The following is a 14,427-nucleotide window of genomic DNA, read 5'->3' on the forward strand; positions in this document are numbered from 1 at the left end:
ATAGAACTGATGACGCGAACTTACTCGGCCAACGGGCCCAGATCGGGGCGGCCCGGCAACTGTTCGTACAGCACCGCGCCGTCGTCGCCGTCGAAACGCTCGACGTAATTGCGCGCGCCGCACAGCGGGCAGCGGAACAGCAGCCCCTGCCCTTCGTTCTTGATGACGACGTCGGATTGCTCCCACTGCGCGCCGCAGGACTGGTTTCTACAGGTAAACACGTTGATTCTCCAACTGGATTCGATGATCGGTCGGCCTGGCCGCACCAGCGGCCAGACTTTGCATGGGATTGCTGCCCCGGCGAAGCGTCGTTACGCGACGGCCCGCATGCCTAGGCCCAACGCTTCAGCCCAGATGCGTATGCCGCACTCGCGGTGCGGCCACATCCATGTCGGTCAGGCCGTGCACGATGCCGCAGTCCTCGACCGCCTGCTCGCCGTGGCATTGCTCCCGCAGCGTGGTCAATTGCGCTTTCAACTGCTGCAACTCTTCGATACGCGTGTCGACGTGTGCGATGTGCTCGTCGATCAGCGAATTGATGCCGCCGCAGCCGTTGGCCGGCGCGTCGGTCAGACGCAGCAACGCGCGGATTTCGTCGTGGGTCATGTCGAGCGCGCGGCAATTGCGGATGAAGCGCAGGCGTTCGACGTGCTTCGCCGTGTAACTACGGTAATTGGCTTCGGTGCGCTCCGCCTCGGGCAGCAGGCGCTCCTTTTCATAGAAACGGATGGTTTCAGTCGTGCAATGGGCGATTTTCGCCAGTTCGCCGATTTTCATGGACCCTCCTTCTACGCGGGCTTGACCTCGGGTCTTGACCTTGTAGTGGCTTCAAGGTGTTTACTAGACCACAAATCGAACAAGGAAGCCACTATGTCTGAAGCCAGCCGTCTGGAAGTTGATCGCCCCGAATCGGGCGGAACCTGTGCGCACGGGGCTTGCGGGCAGGTTCAGACGCAGCGGGACGAGCGGGAACATGGGCACGATCATGGGCCGGACCTGGCCGGCGGCTGCGGGCACGATGGGCCGGTGGATGGGCAGGGGCACGCTCGAAACCCGGGCGGAAGCTGCGCTCATCGGCATGAAGGGCACGATCACGACCACCACGACGGCCACGCCCACAACTCCGCCTCCTCCGACCATGACCACGACGGCCATGACCACACTCAGGACCACGCCTCGGCCTCGGCCTCGGCCTCAGCCCACGCCCACGCCGACGGCGCCTGCTGCGCGCCCGCCGCTTTCGCACCGACGCCGCTGCGTCTGCCGCCTTCCGAAGCCGTCGGCGACGACCTGCGCACCGCGATCCGCATCATGCAGATGGACTGTCCCACGGAAGAAGCGCTGATCCGCAAGAAGCTCGGCCGCATGCCCGCCGTGCGCAGCATGAACTTCAATCTGATCCAGCGCGTGCTAACCGTCGTCCACGCACCGGATGCGCTCGAACCGATCCTCGCCGCACTGCGCTCGCTCGATTTCACCCCCGAACTCGCGGACGACGCCAACGCAGCGCCCACAACCCCCGGCAACGCCGCGCCGAAGCCATGGTGGCCGCTCATCCTCGCCGGCGTCGTTGCGGCCGCCTCGGAGGCCGCTGGCTGGCTCGGCGCGCCCGCCTGGATGGTGGCCGGACTCGCGCTCGTCGCGATCGCCTCCTGCGGCCTCACGACGTATCGCAAAGGCTGGCTCGCGCTGCGCAACGGCAACCTGAACATCAACGCGCTGATGAGCATCGCGGTGACCGGCGCGGCGCTGCTCGGCCAGTGGCCCGAGGCCGCGATGGTGATGGTGCTCTTCACGATCGCGGAGCTGATCGAAGCGCGCTCGCTCGACCGCGCGCGCAACGCGATCGAAGGACTCATGCGGCTCACGCCCGACGAGGCAAGCGTGCAGCAACCCGACGGCACGTGGCAACTCACGCGCGTCGACGCGATCGCGCCCGGCGCGCTGGTGCGCGTGAAACCGGGCGAGCGGATCGCGCTCGACGGCGAGATCGTCACGGGCCGCTCGAGCGTCGATCAGGCGCCGATCACCGGCGAAAGCCTGCCGATCGACAAGACCACTGGCGACACCGTGTTCGCCGGCACGATCAACCAGACGGGCTCATTCGACTATCGCGTGACGGCCGCGGCCGGCCACACGACGCTCGCGCGCATCATCCACGCGGTCGAGGAAGCGCAGGGCACGAAGGCGCCGACGCAGCGCTTCGTCGATGAATTCGCGCGCGTCTACACGCCGATCGTGTTCGCGATCGCGCTCGCCGTCGCGGTCGTGCCGCCGCTGCTGTTCGGCGCGGCGTGGCACGCGTGGGTCTACAAGGCGCTCGTGCTGCTGGTGATCGCGTGTCCGTGCGCGCTCGTGATCTCGACGCCGGTGACGATCGTGAGCGGACTCGCCGCTGCGGCGCGTAAGGGGATTCTGATCAAGGGCGGCGTTTATCTCGAACAGGGACGCAAGCTGAGCCGCCTGGCGCTCGATAAGACCGGGACGATTACGCATGGGAAGCCGGTGCAGACGGAGTTCGAACTGGTTGGAAATGAAGTTGGAGCTGACGTTAGTGCTGACGGTGTCGGCGGCCATGCCGACGCCAACGCGATCCGCTACCGCACGCTCGCGGCGAGTCTCGCGGGACGCTCCGATCATCCGGTGTCGATGGCGATTGCGGCGGCCGCGCACGGCGACGGCATCGCGCACGTGCCCGTCGATGCATTCGAAGCGCTGGCGGGACGCGGCGTGCGCGGCGAGATCGACGGCGTTGCGTACTGGCTCGGCAATCATCGCCTGATCGAAGAACTCGGGCGCTGTTCGGCATTGCTCGAAACGCGCCTCGATGCGCTCGAACAGCAGGGCAAGACCGTCGTGATGCTCGCCGACTCCCAGCGCGTGCTCGCGCTCTTCGCGGTCGCCGATACGGTGAAGGACACGAGCCGCGTCGCCGTGGCCGAATTGCGGCAGCTCGGCGTCGGCACCGCGATGCTCACCGGCGACAACCGCCACACGGCCGCGGCGATCGCGCAGCAGGTCGGCGTCGACGAAGCGCGCGGCGACCAGTTGCCCGAGGACAAGCTCAACACGGTCGCGCAATGGTCGGCCGATGGCGCGACGGTCGGCATGGTCGGCGACGGCATCAACGATGCACCCGCGCTCGCACGCGCCGACATCGGCTTCGCGATGGGCGCGATGGGCACCGACACCGCGATCGAAACCGCCGACGTCGCGCTGATGGACGACGACCTGCGCAAGATTCCGGCGTTCATCCGCCTGTCGAAGGCGACGCATGCAGTGCTGGTGCAGAACATCGCGCTCGCGCTCGGCATCAAGAGCGTATTTCTCGTGCTGACGTTGATGGGGCTCGGCACGATGTGGATGGCGGTGTTTGCTGACGTAGGCGCGAGTTTGCTGGTGGTGGGGAATGGGTTGAGGTTGTTGCGGAAGTGAGCGCGGTGTTTACGGCGCGCCTGAATCCGAACCGTCGCTCACTGCGGGATGCGTCGGCGCACTCGCCAGCAACTCATCGCTGTCGTCTTTCAAACCGACGCCCGTCAGCCCGAGCTTCCTCGCCTGCATGAGCAGATAGTGCAGCTTATGCGCGGCCTGCGGATAGTCGAGCCCTTCGGGACGCACGTTCGAAATGCAGTTGCGTTGCGCGTCGCTGCAACCCGTTTTCGGCGCATACGTGATGTAGATGCCGAGACTATCCGGCGAACTCAAGCCGGGCCGCTCGCCGATCAACATCACGACGATCTTCGCGCCGAGCCATTCGCCGATCTCGTCGCCGAGCGCGACGCGCGCCTGACGCGCGACCACCACGGGACCGAGACGCCAATCCGCGAGCTTCGGACGCACCGCTTGCAGCAGCGGCACGGCCTGCTTCGACGCTGCGAATGCAGAGAGACCATCGCCGATCACGAACACCACATCGCTCGATTCTTTTGGCATTTGCGCGAGCGCCGCGCGGCTTTCGTCCGATAAACGCCGCCCAAGATCGGGACGCCGCAAGTAATGCTCGCGATCCGGCGCGGCGCTATGCACATCCAGCGTGCTGAATCCGTGTGCTCGCAACTGGGCGTGCAGCGCATCGGCGTCGAGCGGATGATGCACAGCGTCACGCGCCTGCGCATGGGCGAGATTGAACGCGAGCAACGGCGCGGTCGGCAGGCTGTTGCCCGCGCGGCCCAATGCGATACGTGCCTGCGTAAACCGGCGCAGTGCGTTCCACGGATCTTTGTCGAGTGCGTCGCTCATGCGATGCCCATCCAGTCGCGCGCGCCTTCGAGAAGCGGCGGCTGCGCCGATGCGCCGAGCAGCGCGCCGCGTTCGTCGATGATCTGCATCGACTTCAGCCATTCCTCGAATTCCGGCGCGCGCCGCAAACCCAGCACATCGCGCACATACAGCGCGTCGTGGAAAGACGTACTCTGATAGTTGAGCATCACGTCGTCCGCCCCCGGCACACCCATGATGAAATTGATGCCTGCGACGCCGAGCAGCGTCAGCAGATTGTCCATGTCGTCCTGATCCGCTTCGGCGTGGTTCGTGTAGCAGATGTCGCAACCCATCGGCACGCCGAGCAGCTTGCCGCAGAAGTGATCTTCGAGACCCGCGCGCGTGATCTGCTTGCCGTCGTACAGATACTCCGGGCCGATGAAACCCACCACCGTGTTCACGAGAAACGGCTCGAACTTGCGCGCCACCGCATAGGCGCGCGCCTCGCACGTCTGTTGATCGACGCCGAAATGCGCATCCGCCGACAACGCGCTGCCCTGCCCCGTTTCGAAGTACATCAGATTGTTGCCGACGGTGCCGCGTTCGAGCGACAGCCCCGCCTCGTACGCTTCCTGCAGCAGCGCGAGCGAAATGCCGAAGCTCGCGTTCGCCTTCTCGGTGCCCGCGATCGACTGGAACACGAGATCGACCGGTGCGCCTTTTTCGATCGCGGCGATCGTGCTTGTGACGTGCGTGAGCACGCACGATTGCGTGGGTACCTGATAGCGCTCGCGGAATTCGTCGATCATCCGCAACAGCTTCGTGATCGCGGCGAGATTGTCGCTCGCGGGGTTGATGCCGATCAGCGCATCGCCGCAGCCGTACATGAGGCCGTCGAGCATCGAGGCTGCGATGCCTTTGACGTCGTCGGTCGGGTGATTCGGTTGCAGGCGTACCGACATGCGGCCCGGTAAACCGACGGTGTTGCGAAAGCGCGTGACGACCGGACGTTTACGCGCGGCCGCGATGAGGTCCTGGTTGCGCATCAGCTTCGAAACCGCGGCGACCATTTCCGGGGTGAGGCCCTGCGTGACGCGGGTGAGTGCGCCGGTATCGGTTGTGGTGCTCAGCAGCCAGTTGCGGAAGTCGCCTACCGTCAAATGTGAGACTTCGGCGAAGGCTTGCGGCGAGTGATCGTCGATTATCAGGCGCGTGACTTCGTCGGTTTCGTAGGGGATTAGCGGTTCGTCGATGAAAGTGCGCAGCGGCACCTGTGCCAGCGCCATCCTCGCGGCGACCCGTTCTTCTTCGCTCACGGCCGCGATGCCTGCGAGCTGGTCGCCGGAGCGTTGCGGGCTCGCTTTTGCGAGCAGGGTTTTCAGATCGGCGAAGCGGTACGTGCGACTGCCGATCGATTCGGTATAGCTCATGTCTGCGGCTCCATTGCTTCGCGAATGCGGGCAGGAATGGGAACGGCGGTTACATGCTGCATGCTGCGGGTGGTGCACATCACACGATAGCGCCAAATGGCGGTAGCGTCACGTTGTGGGGTTTGAGGCTGTTTGCCGTTGAGGTGAGGCGATTCTGCCGTGTTGTGGTTTGCCCGTTGCTGCGCTGCTGCCGTCGTTATGCGCGTATACGTTGCGCGGCTTCGTGTGTGCTTCTCTGGTTTTTATAATCTTTGTATACGTATACGTAGTAATAGTTAACAAAGGGCGCGTTGGGTTGTGGATAACCCGGAAGTTCGTTTACGGATCAAGGCGCTGCGGAATCGATAACCGTTGGGATCGCAGGCGGACAGGTTAACGGAGCCAAGGAGAATGTTTGATCGGCTCATACACGCTGCGCCTTTATCAAGGTTTCACCCACAACATGTTCGAGGGCTTTCACAAAGGTTGTCCAAAGGGGGATGTGGATAAGTGGACTCGACGGTAGCGCCCGGCACGCGCCATCTCTGCCCAGGCTCAGGCATTCATCCCACCATCCACCGTAAGATTCGCGCCGGTAATGTAAGAGGCTTCCGGGCCGGCGACGAAAGCTACCATTGCAGCGATCTCCTCGACGCGCCCATAGCGGCCTAATACCGTGGCCGCCTTCTGCGGCACAGCCCAATCGCCTGAGGCGGGATTCAGGTCTGTATCGATCGGACCCGGCTGGACGTTGTTCACTGTGATGCCCCGACCTCCCAACTCTCGAGACAGCGCCTGAGTGAACATTCTGACGGCTGCCTTCGTGGCCGCGTAGGGCACCAGCCCGGGCGCAATCGCACGCTCGCCCACCGCCGAACCGATCATGATGATGCGGCCACCATCACCCAGGTGCTTCAGCGCAGCCTTGGTCGTAGCGAACACGCCGCGGATGTTGATGTCGATCACTCGATCCATCTCCTCCAGTGTCGTGTCTTCGAACGGTTTCGGAATGGCCGTGCCGGCATTGTTCACCAGCACATCCAGCCGGCCGAAGGTCGCAAAAGTTTTTTCGACCGCGGCCTCGACGGCTTTGACGTCTGTCGCGTCCGCCTGGATCGCGATAGCCTTTCCGCCATTGAGTTCAATCTCTTTGACTACGGCCGAAGCCGCGCCGGCGTCCTTCGCATATGTAAAGGCCACCCGCGCTCCATCCGCGGCGAGACGCTTCGTGATTGCCGCACCGATGCCGCGTGAACCGCCGGTAACGAGTGCCACTTTTTGAGCTAACTTGGACATGTGATTTCCCAAGGTTTCCGTGAGCGGGGCTAGCCGCGTCACTACTCCAGTTAATGATTGACTGTTTTGCTATCCTGATTATTTTACGAAGCGCTATTGATAGGTAAGCGCAACGGTTCACGCCCTCAGGCTGAGGGCCCTGTGCTGTTCAGGCTTGGCGACACTCAAGTCAATCTCCGTGAAAAGTCGAGTGTCGTGCGTGCGATGGTGAGCGACTCCGGGCGCTCAGTTGTCGGTCGAAGCGGCCGGCAGCTCGTCGATCGCATCCACGCGGTCCGGATAGAACGCGAGATGGTTGCGAATCCGTGCGACGGCCTCGTACGGATCCTCGTAGGTCCAAACGGCGTTGACCGAGCGTTCGCCGCCAGCCGGAATCGAGAAGTACGCGCAATCGCCCTTATAGGGGCAGTAGGTCGCGTGGTCGGTGCGCTCGAGCAACGTCATGTCGACATCCTTTCGCGGGACGTAGACGACTGCCGGGTAATGGGCCTCGCGCAGCGTCAACGCATCCTGAGTATCGGCGATGACCTTTCCGGCCACCGTGACCACCACCCGCGACGGATTGCGTTCGATGGTGATCGGATGGTCCTTGCCCGGAACCTTCACTGACCGGGCGGCGGGAGTGGTGTTGCTGACCATGGGTTTCTCCTTGAGTTGGTGCTTCAGGGGCGTTCGTTCTCGCCAGCCAGTCAGCACCGGTGCAATGCGTTATGCGGCGGCGCCTGCCCGGGCAGATAGCTCGTCGTACCGTCGCTGAAACGCGGTGTGTCCGACTGGAATCGGCATCTTCAACGCGTTCGCGGCGAAATCGGCCGTCACGAGAGCTTACGTTGATTGATCAGGCTTCTCGAAGATACTGCAAACGGGCGCGGATCGCGTTGGTCTAGAGTTTCGAGCCGCCGTCGACACGCAGCGTCTCACCGGTAATCCAGCGCGCTGCGTCCGAGGCGAGAAACGCAACCGCGCCCCCGATGTCATCAGGTTGCGCGACGCGCTTTAACGCCTGCATGCCGAGCGCGGCCTCGCGTCCCGCGTCGGTCTTGGTGAAGTTCGACATGTCGGTTTCGACGACGCCGGGCGCAACCGCATTCACGCGAATCTCGCGTTCACCAAGTGCCGAAGCGAAATGCTTGACGAGCGTTTCGACCGCCCCCTTGGTAGCCGCATAGGCGGGGAACCTGCCGACCGCGGCATGCGCCGCGAGCGACGAGAGCAGGACAACGCTGCTACCTTTGCACATCACGGGCAGTAACTGCTGCACGAGGAAATAAGGCGCACGCACATTCACGGCGAACAGGTCGTCGAAATCTTCGACGGTCGTTTCCTCGATGCTTACAGCCTTTGAAATGCCGGCGTTCGCCACCAGAATGTCCAGACGATGGCCGACGACGGCGCGTACGCGTTTTGCGAGCGTATGCGGGCCGTCTGCGTCGCGCAGATCCGCGGCGATTTTCTGGGCGTTGCCGCCGGCCGCGCGGATTTCGGCGACGACAGCATCCGCCGCCTCTTCCCCGCTGCTGTAGTGAACGAGCACCTGTGCGCCTGCTTTCGCGAGTGCGAGCGCACTGGCGCGGCCGATGCCGCGTGAGGCGCCCGTGACGAGCGCGGTCTTTCCGTCGAGGTGGTTCATGACAGTACTCCTGATCGCTGTGGGTTCGGTATCAGCCCGCCGTTTTGCCGCCGTCGACGGAGATGATCTGGCCCGTCACGAACGACGCAGCATCCGACGCGAGAAACAGGATCGCTTTGGCGACATCGTCAGGCTGGCCGATGCGGCCCAGCGGCACCGTCGAGACAAGCGCCCTCTTGCGCTCCGCCGTGCCGGTGAAGCGGTCGAGCATGCCGGTTTCGGTCGGCCCCGGCGCGACTGCATTGACGCGCACGCCCGACGCGGCGACTTCGAGCGCGGCGGACTTGGTCATGCCTTCGACCGCATGTTTGCTGCCGGCGTAGACCGACGCGTAAGCGACGCCTTTATGGCCATAACTCGATGACACGTTGACGATGCTGCCGTGCCCCTGTGCCTGCATCACGCGTAGTTCGTGCTTCATGCTGAGCAGCGTGCCGAGCACGTTGGTGTCAAAGGTCGCGGCGTAGTTTTCCGCCGTCTGGTCGACGACGGGGCCGGGTTCTCCCTCCGTGCCGGCATTGTTGACGGCAACATCGATGCGGCCGAAGCGGGCGACGGCCTGATCGACGAGGCCGCGAAGATCATCGTCGTCACGGACGTCGGCACGGACAAACACGGCGTCTGCGGAAAGTTCGCGAAGTTCGGCTTCGAGCGCTTTGCCTTCGGCTTCGCGGCGGCCGGAAACGATGAGATGCGCGCCGCTGTCCGCGAAGGCTAGCGCCGTGGCGCGGCCAATGCCTGTAAGCGCACCGGTAATTACAACGACTGGGCTGTCCATTTGACGCTCTCCTGCAATATAGATGAGAGGTATTGGGGCGAGGGCCGGTGCCAGTTCGTTGTGGTTTGCTGGTAGGCTCCGCGCCGCCCCTTGTTCGCTAATCTAGTGGTCGATTGCGAAAAGCAAAAAGACTTTGTAGGCTGGTAGGCATGCCTATGAGGCATAGGATGCGGGCGAGGAGCAAATGGAACTTCGACATCTGCGATATTTCGTTGCCGTCGCGGAGACGGGCAGCCTCACGGTTGCCGCCGAACAGCGTCTGCACACATCGCAGCCATCTCTTAGCCGACAGATTCGCGATCTGGAAGACGAGGTCCGCGCGGAACTGTTCATCCGCAGTGCCCGCGGCGTCGAACTGACAGCATCGGGCAAGGCTTTCCTCGACCATGCGCGGCTGGCGCTCGCGCAGGTCGACGCCGCGACCGAGGCAGCGCGCCGTGCCGCGCTGCCGGCGAAACAGACCTTCGCGCTCGGCTTTCAGACCGGCGAGGAAATAACCTGGCTGCCGCGCGCCATGCGGGTTCTGTGCGATGAATTGCCGAATATCGACGTCACCATATCGAGCAGCTATTCGCCGGACCTCGCGGATGCGCTAGCGCGTGGCCGGCTCGACCTCGCGTTCCTGCGTGCCGAACCGGGATTCGATCTCGACTATCGCGTCGTCAGCAGGGAAAAGCTCATGGTGCTGATGCCGAGCGACCATCGGCTGACCGCACGAACAGCGATCCGCCCGGAGGATCTCGTGGGCGAGACGTTCATCATGGCGTCGAACAAGGCGAGGGTGCTGCACGACGTGATCGAGCGGTATCTGCAACAGAGCGGGCTCGATATCACGCCCGACCACGGTGTGGACAATCTCGCGATGGCGATGTCGCTCGTAGCGTCCACGCGTGGGCTGGCGTTGATGCCGGAGTACGCGAACAATCTGCTGCCATGGTCGGTCGTCAGCCGGCCTCTTGAAGGCGATGCACCGACGGTCGATCTCGTCATTGGCTACAGCAGGTCGAACACGTCTCCAGTCCTGAAGCTCTTTCTTTCGAGAGCGGAAGAACTCTTGGCACCGTTCACTACGTGATCCTCATGAGGACAAGCCTAACGTAGTGCGCTCGTGCCTGGCGAATGGGTATCCTGCGCTGGCCGGGACGCAGGACGTTGTCCGATTGTTATTCGTTAGTGGACAACATGTAGACGGACGCATATTCCGAGAAACTGGCCCTTGCCAGATAAGGCTCTCCGGACGGTGCGAACGCATAACGTGAGAAAAACGGACGCATATGCCGAGAAATTCCAACGAAAGCCCCTCGAATCAACCGCAGCCGGAGTCTTCTCAACGAAGCTCTCCCGTCATCATCAGCCATCGCCTGTCGCCCGATGCCGTGCGAGAAAACTGCCAGAAAACAAAGGGATTCTAGCGGATTTCATGGCGCTGGCACTCTGTCGACGTTACTGAGGCTCGTCGCCATCAGGAACGTCAATATCAATCGGAATCGCAGCATCTGCAGCAATCGAGGTGGCAATGGGCGTATAAATGTCCGCTTCGACATCGCCAAGAACTTTCAGTGAAATAATCAACGCGTATCGAGCTTCCCGGTCGTGTTGACGGGTTTCACTCCAGTCCTTCCACCATCCCCCGACCGGCCAGACAGCAATTTGAGACTTCGATGCGAGTTGAGCTGCTGTCCCGCTCCAGGTGTCCGCGTGTAATGACCCGTGCATACGAAGAGTAGCCCCGTACATCCATTGATTGACGTCCGGGCCTGATAGCGACTCATCGGGCGACGTTCGCTCGAGCTTATTTACTCGTGCCTGAACTGCTCTAGGTCCTCCGATGCGGCCTTGACTGCAAACCGCAGGGCGTAGGATTGGTAGCGGAATTTGCTCTGCCAGCCCCGAGCAGCCGGATTAGGCTCAACGAAATACGAGAGTGTGACCCTCAGTTCGACCTGAGCAGCACCAAGTCTTTCCAGTTCCGCTTGCGGCCAAGGCAAGTCATGCAACTGCATCTCGCTGAGCGTCGTATTACCTGCGCTCTTCTGACCCTTCGTCTTCTTTTGAAATGGCTTAAACGTCCTGCCGGCCGCTACTCCCGCTCGGCAAGGCGTTCAGTGCTTGCCGAGCGTTTTCGTCAACAGTTCACGCAAACCAGTCGTTGAAACGATGCTCGTAACGGTCGAAAGCTTCCTTTGACAAAAGCTGCGCCTCATCCAGCTCGATTACGTGCGAGTCCTGCTCGAGCTGGGACATCGCCTGATGGCGTGTAGCGCAGATGATGAACTGAGTCTGGTCCGTCGCACGTCGTTTCAATTCCGCCGCCACGCCACTGTAGTTCAACACGCCTTGGTCTTGCTGGTTCGGGGTGTCGAGAACAAGCGGTGCAAGAACCTCTGTCTTGTAGTGCTGGATGACTCGATGCAGCGCAAGGTAGTAGACGAGTCGCATCCGGGTGCTGTCAGCGCCGCCGCCTACCGCCACCAACTTTCGGAAGTCCAGCGGCGTTGCCGTCTCAATGTCGAAGCCGGGTTTGATGCGGAGAACGCGGCACAACTCGCGAAGTTCACTGCGGAAATAGCGGTTGATAGTTTCATCGCGGTCTTCATCGACCAGCTCTGCGAGCTCCTGGCGCTGGGTGTACAACCGCTTGTTGTAGTCGCGTTGGCGCTTTCTTGCTTCATTCGTCTCAGACGTTGCTCTTCGGCGCACGGAATCCGTCCCCATCGACTCCAGAATGCTCTTGAGCGTGACGTCCCTATCTAGCCGTTTAAACCGCCGATTCAATTTGGACAAGTCTTCTCGAACAGTGTCCAACCGGCGGAGTGTCGTGTTCACAACCGCTTCGATTTTGGACTGCCGTTCGGTCAATTTCTGGACCTGATGCTCCGCGTCGGCCCGGTCCTGCAGAAGGGAGGCGCGCTCAAGGAGAGTATTGTCGTGCCTCGTTGCGCAAAGGGGGCAAATAAGCACGTCGGATTCCAACTGGTCATTCGCGTAGTCGTAGTCTTTCTCAAGCGCTTCAACAGCTGCCTTCGCTATGCCAATCTGGACCTTTGTAATCTCGAGCTCCTCTTGCTTCGCTCGGAGGACCGCCAACGCTCTTTGCTCTCGTCGCTTGACCGCAACCATCGTCCCCTGGATGTCTGCAATCGCCGAATCGAGCTCTACGTCGGTTGTCGGAAGCTCTTCCTCGGGAGCAAACAAATCCAAGACGTCCACAGCCTTCGTATAGCGGTCAATTAGGTCCGCGTCATCGAGAACGGCCTGTTTGCCCTTCGCAATCTCGGCATCGAGATTGAAATATTCGGCCGAGCGATACCCGACGTGAAACGATAGAACCGTCCCCTTCCAGTTCTCGTATTTGTAAATCTCGAAACTGTTCAGCGGCTCGACCCACCCGCGCATCTGGTCAACGTAGAAAGCCACGAAGTAGTGCTCCGGCGAGGGCACTTCGTGAATCCACGGTTCCTTCCTCCGCGGCAACTTCGCGCCAAACCCGACCAACGAGGCGAACTTCTTCTCGAACTCGTCGCTGCCCACCTCGTAGGACGTCCACAAACCATCGTCCGCTCGTATACGCCACTCATCGCGGTGCCGAGTTACGTAGTGTTCACGCCCGTCGAGCTCGAACTTCAGCAGCGCACGAACATCGAAATTCTTCCAGTCCGTGTCGAATGCCATATCGCACCCTAGTGCCCATAGCGGTAGGCGTGCGAGCGTAGATTTGCCGATAGAGTTATCCGCGCCTGTTATCAGGTTTAAGCCGGCTTCGAACCCGAATCGTCCGGCGAGCTTTTGGGTAGTCGACTGTACGTAGAGGGTCCTGAATATCAATGCGCTCATGGGCTTTCGTACGCAAATTTCTTACGAGCAGTTTGTAGTTGGGTAATCCCATATCACTATGACCTGAGATACTCGATTATGTAGGCGGCGGCGCGGCTCTCCCGGTCTCTGAGATGCTCGGTGACGACAGGCGCGCAGCTGTTGACCAGGCTCTCCAGCGTCTGTCGGCACAGTACCGCTTCGAGCGTCGACAGGTGCTCGCGTATTGAGTCTCGGACTTGCACCTGAACCAGCGCTCCTCCGGCCAGCGTGTTGAGCAAGTAGGTACGAGCGCGCTCCCGAAGCCTTTTTACGTCACGCGTCAGAAATCCCAGCTCGCGGACCTGTGAATCAAAGTCGTTGATGAGTTCGTCGGTAGACACCGTCGACGAGTATTGCGCGAAGAGTGCTTCAACGCGGTCGGCCGTTAGGCCCTTCCGCATGACAAGCTGGTCCCAGTCGGAATAGTCCCAAGCAATCTCGCCCTTGCGCCGTAACTCGTCGGTGAGCACGACATATATCTGAGTGCTGTTGCTGTGCTGGTTTGGATTGCGCTCAGTGAGCAGGTCGGAGATTAGACCTATGACAGCGTGGCGCGTGGAACGCGTGTCGAGCGAGGGTTCGCGGAAATGCAGCTTCTCGAGAGGAACGCTAGCGTTCAGCTCTGTCTGCAAAGACTCGCGGATAACGGTGGCGGTCTTTTCTTCGAGTTCGCTGAAAGGTATCTCTTCCAGGCGAAATCCGGAGGTCTTCAACTTAAGCGAAAAACCACGAGTCGCCACTAAGCCCAATTTTTGAACGCGCTCGGCAATATCCTTCACCGCGATACTGGACAGCATTTTGCCGAGAATAGAGTTCTTGGCTCCCGACCGCTTAATTAAAGCCTGTGAACTGTATCCGCTCTTTCCACCGGCCTTGACCTGACAGAAGATAAAACTGGTTTCCTCTGCATCTAATGATGTCCCGAAAACCACGTCCTCATGTAGCTCGACGAAGACAATGCTCGCCTCACCTCGATGATGGAGTTCAAGGAACTCATGCAGCGCCCAGTCATACTGATAGCTGAATCGGTCCGCGGTCACCGCCCCCGCCGTCTCACGCTGTGGTGAAAAAAGCGGGTTCGGAGATTTAGCTCCCGAAGGAGCCAGCGGGGGTTGCGACCCGGTCGATTTTAGGTCTCTCACGGCTAAGGGTGGCGCTTTTTAGTTGACCCATTATAACCAGCGTATGCAGCATCATCGATACGCATCTCGGATTAGAAGGGCCGCGCCGTGATATTGAATCGCTCATCGCGAGCT

14 protein-coding genes are annotated in these 14,427 nt (G+C 61.3%); 2 read left to right on the forward strand and 12 right to left on the reverse strand.

Annotated features, from left to right (window positions below):
- Positions 1-20 precede the first annotated feature (20 nt).
- The 3 genes from B9Z01_RS11105 to B9Z01_RS36165 all read right to left on the reverse strand — a co-directional run bounded on the left by B9Z01_RS11105 (position 21) and on the right by B9Z01_RS36165 (position 1,155).
- Positions 21-221: a hypothetical protein gene (locus B9Z01_RS11105; RefSeq protein ID WP_085482836.1), complete on the reverse strand. Its 201-nt coding sequence runs from the start codon at positions 219-221 to the stop codon at positions 21-23.
- Positions 222-345: 124 nt separating this feature from the next.
- The gene (gene cadR, locus B9Z01_RS11110; RefSeq protein WP_085482838.1) at positions 346-777 is read right to left on the reverse strand and encodes a Cd(II)/Pb(II)-responsive transcriptional regulator; all 432 of its coding nucleotides are present in this window, start codon (positions 775-777) and stop codon (positions 346-348) included.
- Between the two features lie 63 nt (positions 778-840).
- Positions 841-1,155: a hypothetical protein gene (locus B9Z01_RS36165; protein WP_244195984.1), complete on the reverse strand. Its 315-nt coding sequence runs from the start codon at positions 1,153-1,155 to the stop codon at positions 841-843.
- Positions 1,156-1,317: 162 nt separating this feature from the next.
- Here B9Z01_RS36165 and B9Z01_RS11115 point away from each other — a divergent pair, with 162 nt between their 5' ends.
- Positions 1,318-3,435, forward strand: coding sequence for a heavy metal translocating P-type ATPase (locus B9Z01_RS11115; RefSeq protein WP_244195985.1), 2,118 nt, complete (start codon positions 1,318-1,320; stop codon positions 3,433-3,435).
- Positions 3,436-3,444: 9 nt separating this feature from the next.
- On the opposite strand, the gene eutC is transcribed toward B9Z01_RS11115, so the two are convergent.
- The 6 genes from eutC to B9Z01_RS11145 all read right to left on the reverse strand — a co-directional run bounded on the left by eutC (position 3,445) and on the right by B9Z01_RS11145 (position 9,316).
- A complete protein-coding gene (eutC, locus tag B9Z01_RS11120) occupies positions 3,445-4,242 on the reverse strand; it encodes an ethanolamine ammonia-lyase subunit EutC (RefSeq protein ID WP_085482842.1) in 798 nt (265 codons plus the stop codon).
- The gene (locus tag B9Z01_RS11125; RefSeq protein ID WP_085482844.1) at positions 4,239-5,633 is read right to left on the reverse strand and encodes an ethanolamine ammonia-lyase subunit EutB; all 1,395 of its coding nucleotides are present in this window, start codon (positions 5,631-5,633) and stop codon (positions 4,239-4,241) included. Before B9Z01_RS11125 ends, eutC begins: the two co-directional genes overlap by 4 nt.
- A 534-nt stretch (positions 5,634-6,167) precedes the next feature.
- Positions 6,168-6,908: an SDR family NAD(P)-dependent oxidoreductase gene (locus B9Z01_RS11130; protein WP_085482846.1), complete on the reverse strand. Its 741-nt coding sequence runs from the start codon at positions 6,906-6,908 to the stop codon at positions 6,168-6,170.
- Positions 6,909-7,133: 225 nt separating this feature from the next.
- Positions 7,134-7,547, reverse strand: coding sequence for a DUF427 domain-containing protein (locus tag B9Z01_RS11135; RefSeq protein WP_085482848.1), 414 nt, complete (start codon positions 7,545-7,547; stop codon positions 7,134-7,136).
- Positions 7,548-7,791: 244 nt separating this feature from the next.
- Positions 7,792-8,538, reverse strand: coding sequence for an SDR family NAD(P)-dependent oxidoreductase (locus B9Z01_RS11140; RefSeq protein ID WP_085482850.1), 747 nt, complete (start codon positions 8,536-8,538; stop codon positions 7,792-7,794).
- 31 nt (positions 8,539-8,569) lie between these two features.
- The gene (locus B9Z01_RS11145; RefSeq protein WP_085482852.1) at positions 8,570-9,316 is read right to left on the reverse strand and encodes an SDR family NAD(P)-dependent oxidoreductase; all 747 of its coding nucleotides are present in this window, start codon (positions 9,314-9,316) and stop codon (positions 8,570-8,572) included.
- 184 nt (positions 9,317-9,500) lie between these two features.
- Between B9Z01_RS11145 and B9Z01_RS11150 the strand changes: the two genes are divergently transcribed.
- The gene (locus B9Z01_RS11150; protein ID WP_085482854.1) at positions 9,501-10,391 is read left to right on the forward strand and encodes a LysR family transcriptional regulator; all 891 of its coding nucleotides are present in this window, start codon (positions 9,501-9,503) and stop codon (positions 10,389-10,391) included.
- A gap of 368 nt (positions 10,392-10,759) precedes the next feature.
- Here the strand turns inward: B9Z01_RS11150 and B9Z01_RS35850 are convergent, their stop codons facing one another.
- From B9Z01_RS35850 to B9Z01_RS11170, 3 genes are all read right to left on the reverse strand, one after another.
- Positions 10,760-11,053 (reverse strand): hypothetical protein, encoded by a 294-nt coding sequence (locus B9Z01_RS35850; protein WP_208625955.1) that lies wholly within the window; start codon positions 11,051-11,053, stop codon positions 10,760-10,762.
- Positions 11,054-11,449: 396 nt separating this feature from the next.
- Positions 11,450-13,150, reverse strand: a complete 1,701-nt coding sequence (locus B9Z01_RS11165; protein WP_085482860.1) for a coiled-coil domain-containing protein — start codon at positions 13,148-13,150, stop codon at positions 11,450-11,452.
- A gap of 56 nt (positions 13,151-13,206) precedes the next feature.
- The gene (locus tag B9Z01_RS11170; protein WP_244195986.1) at positions 13,207-14,211 is read right to left on the reverse strand and encodes a dsDNA nuclease domain-containing protein; all 1,005 of its coding nucleotides are present in this window, start codon (positions 14,209-14,211) and stop codon (positions 13,207-13,209) included.
- Positions 14,212-14,427 lie beyond the last annotated feature (216 nt).

It is taken from the genome of Paraburkholderia susongensis, from assembly GCF_900177725.1.
GTDB classification, from domain to species: Bacteria; Pseudomonadota; Gammaproteobacteria; order Burkholderiales; family Burkholderiaceae; genus Paraburkholderia; species Paraburkholderia susongensis.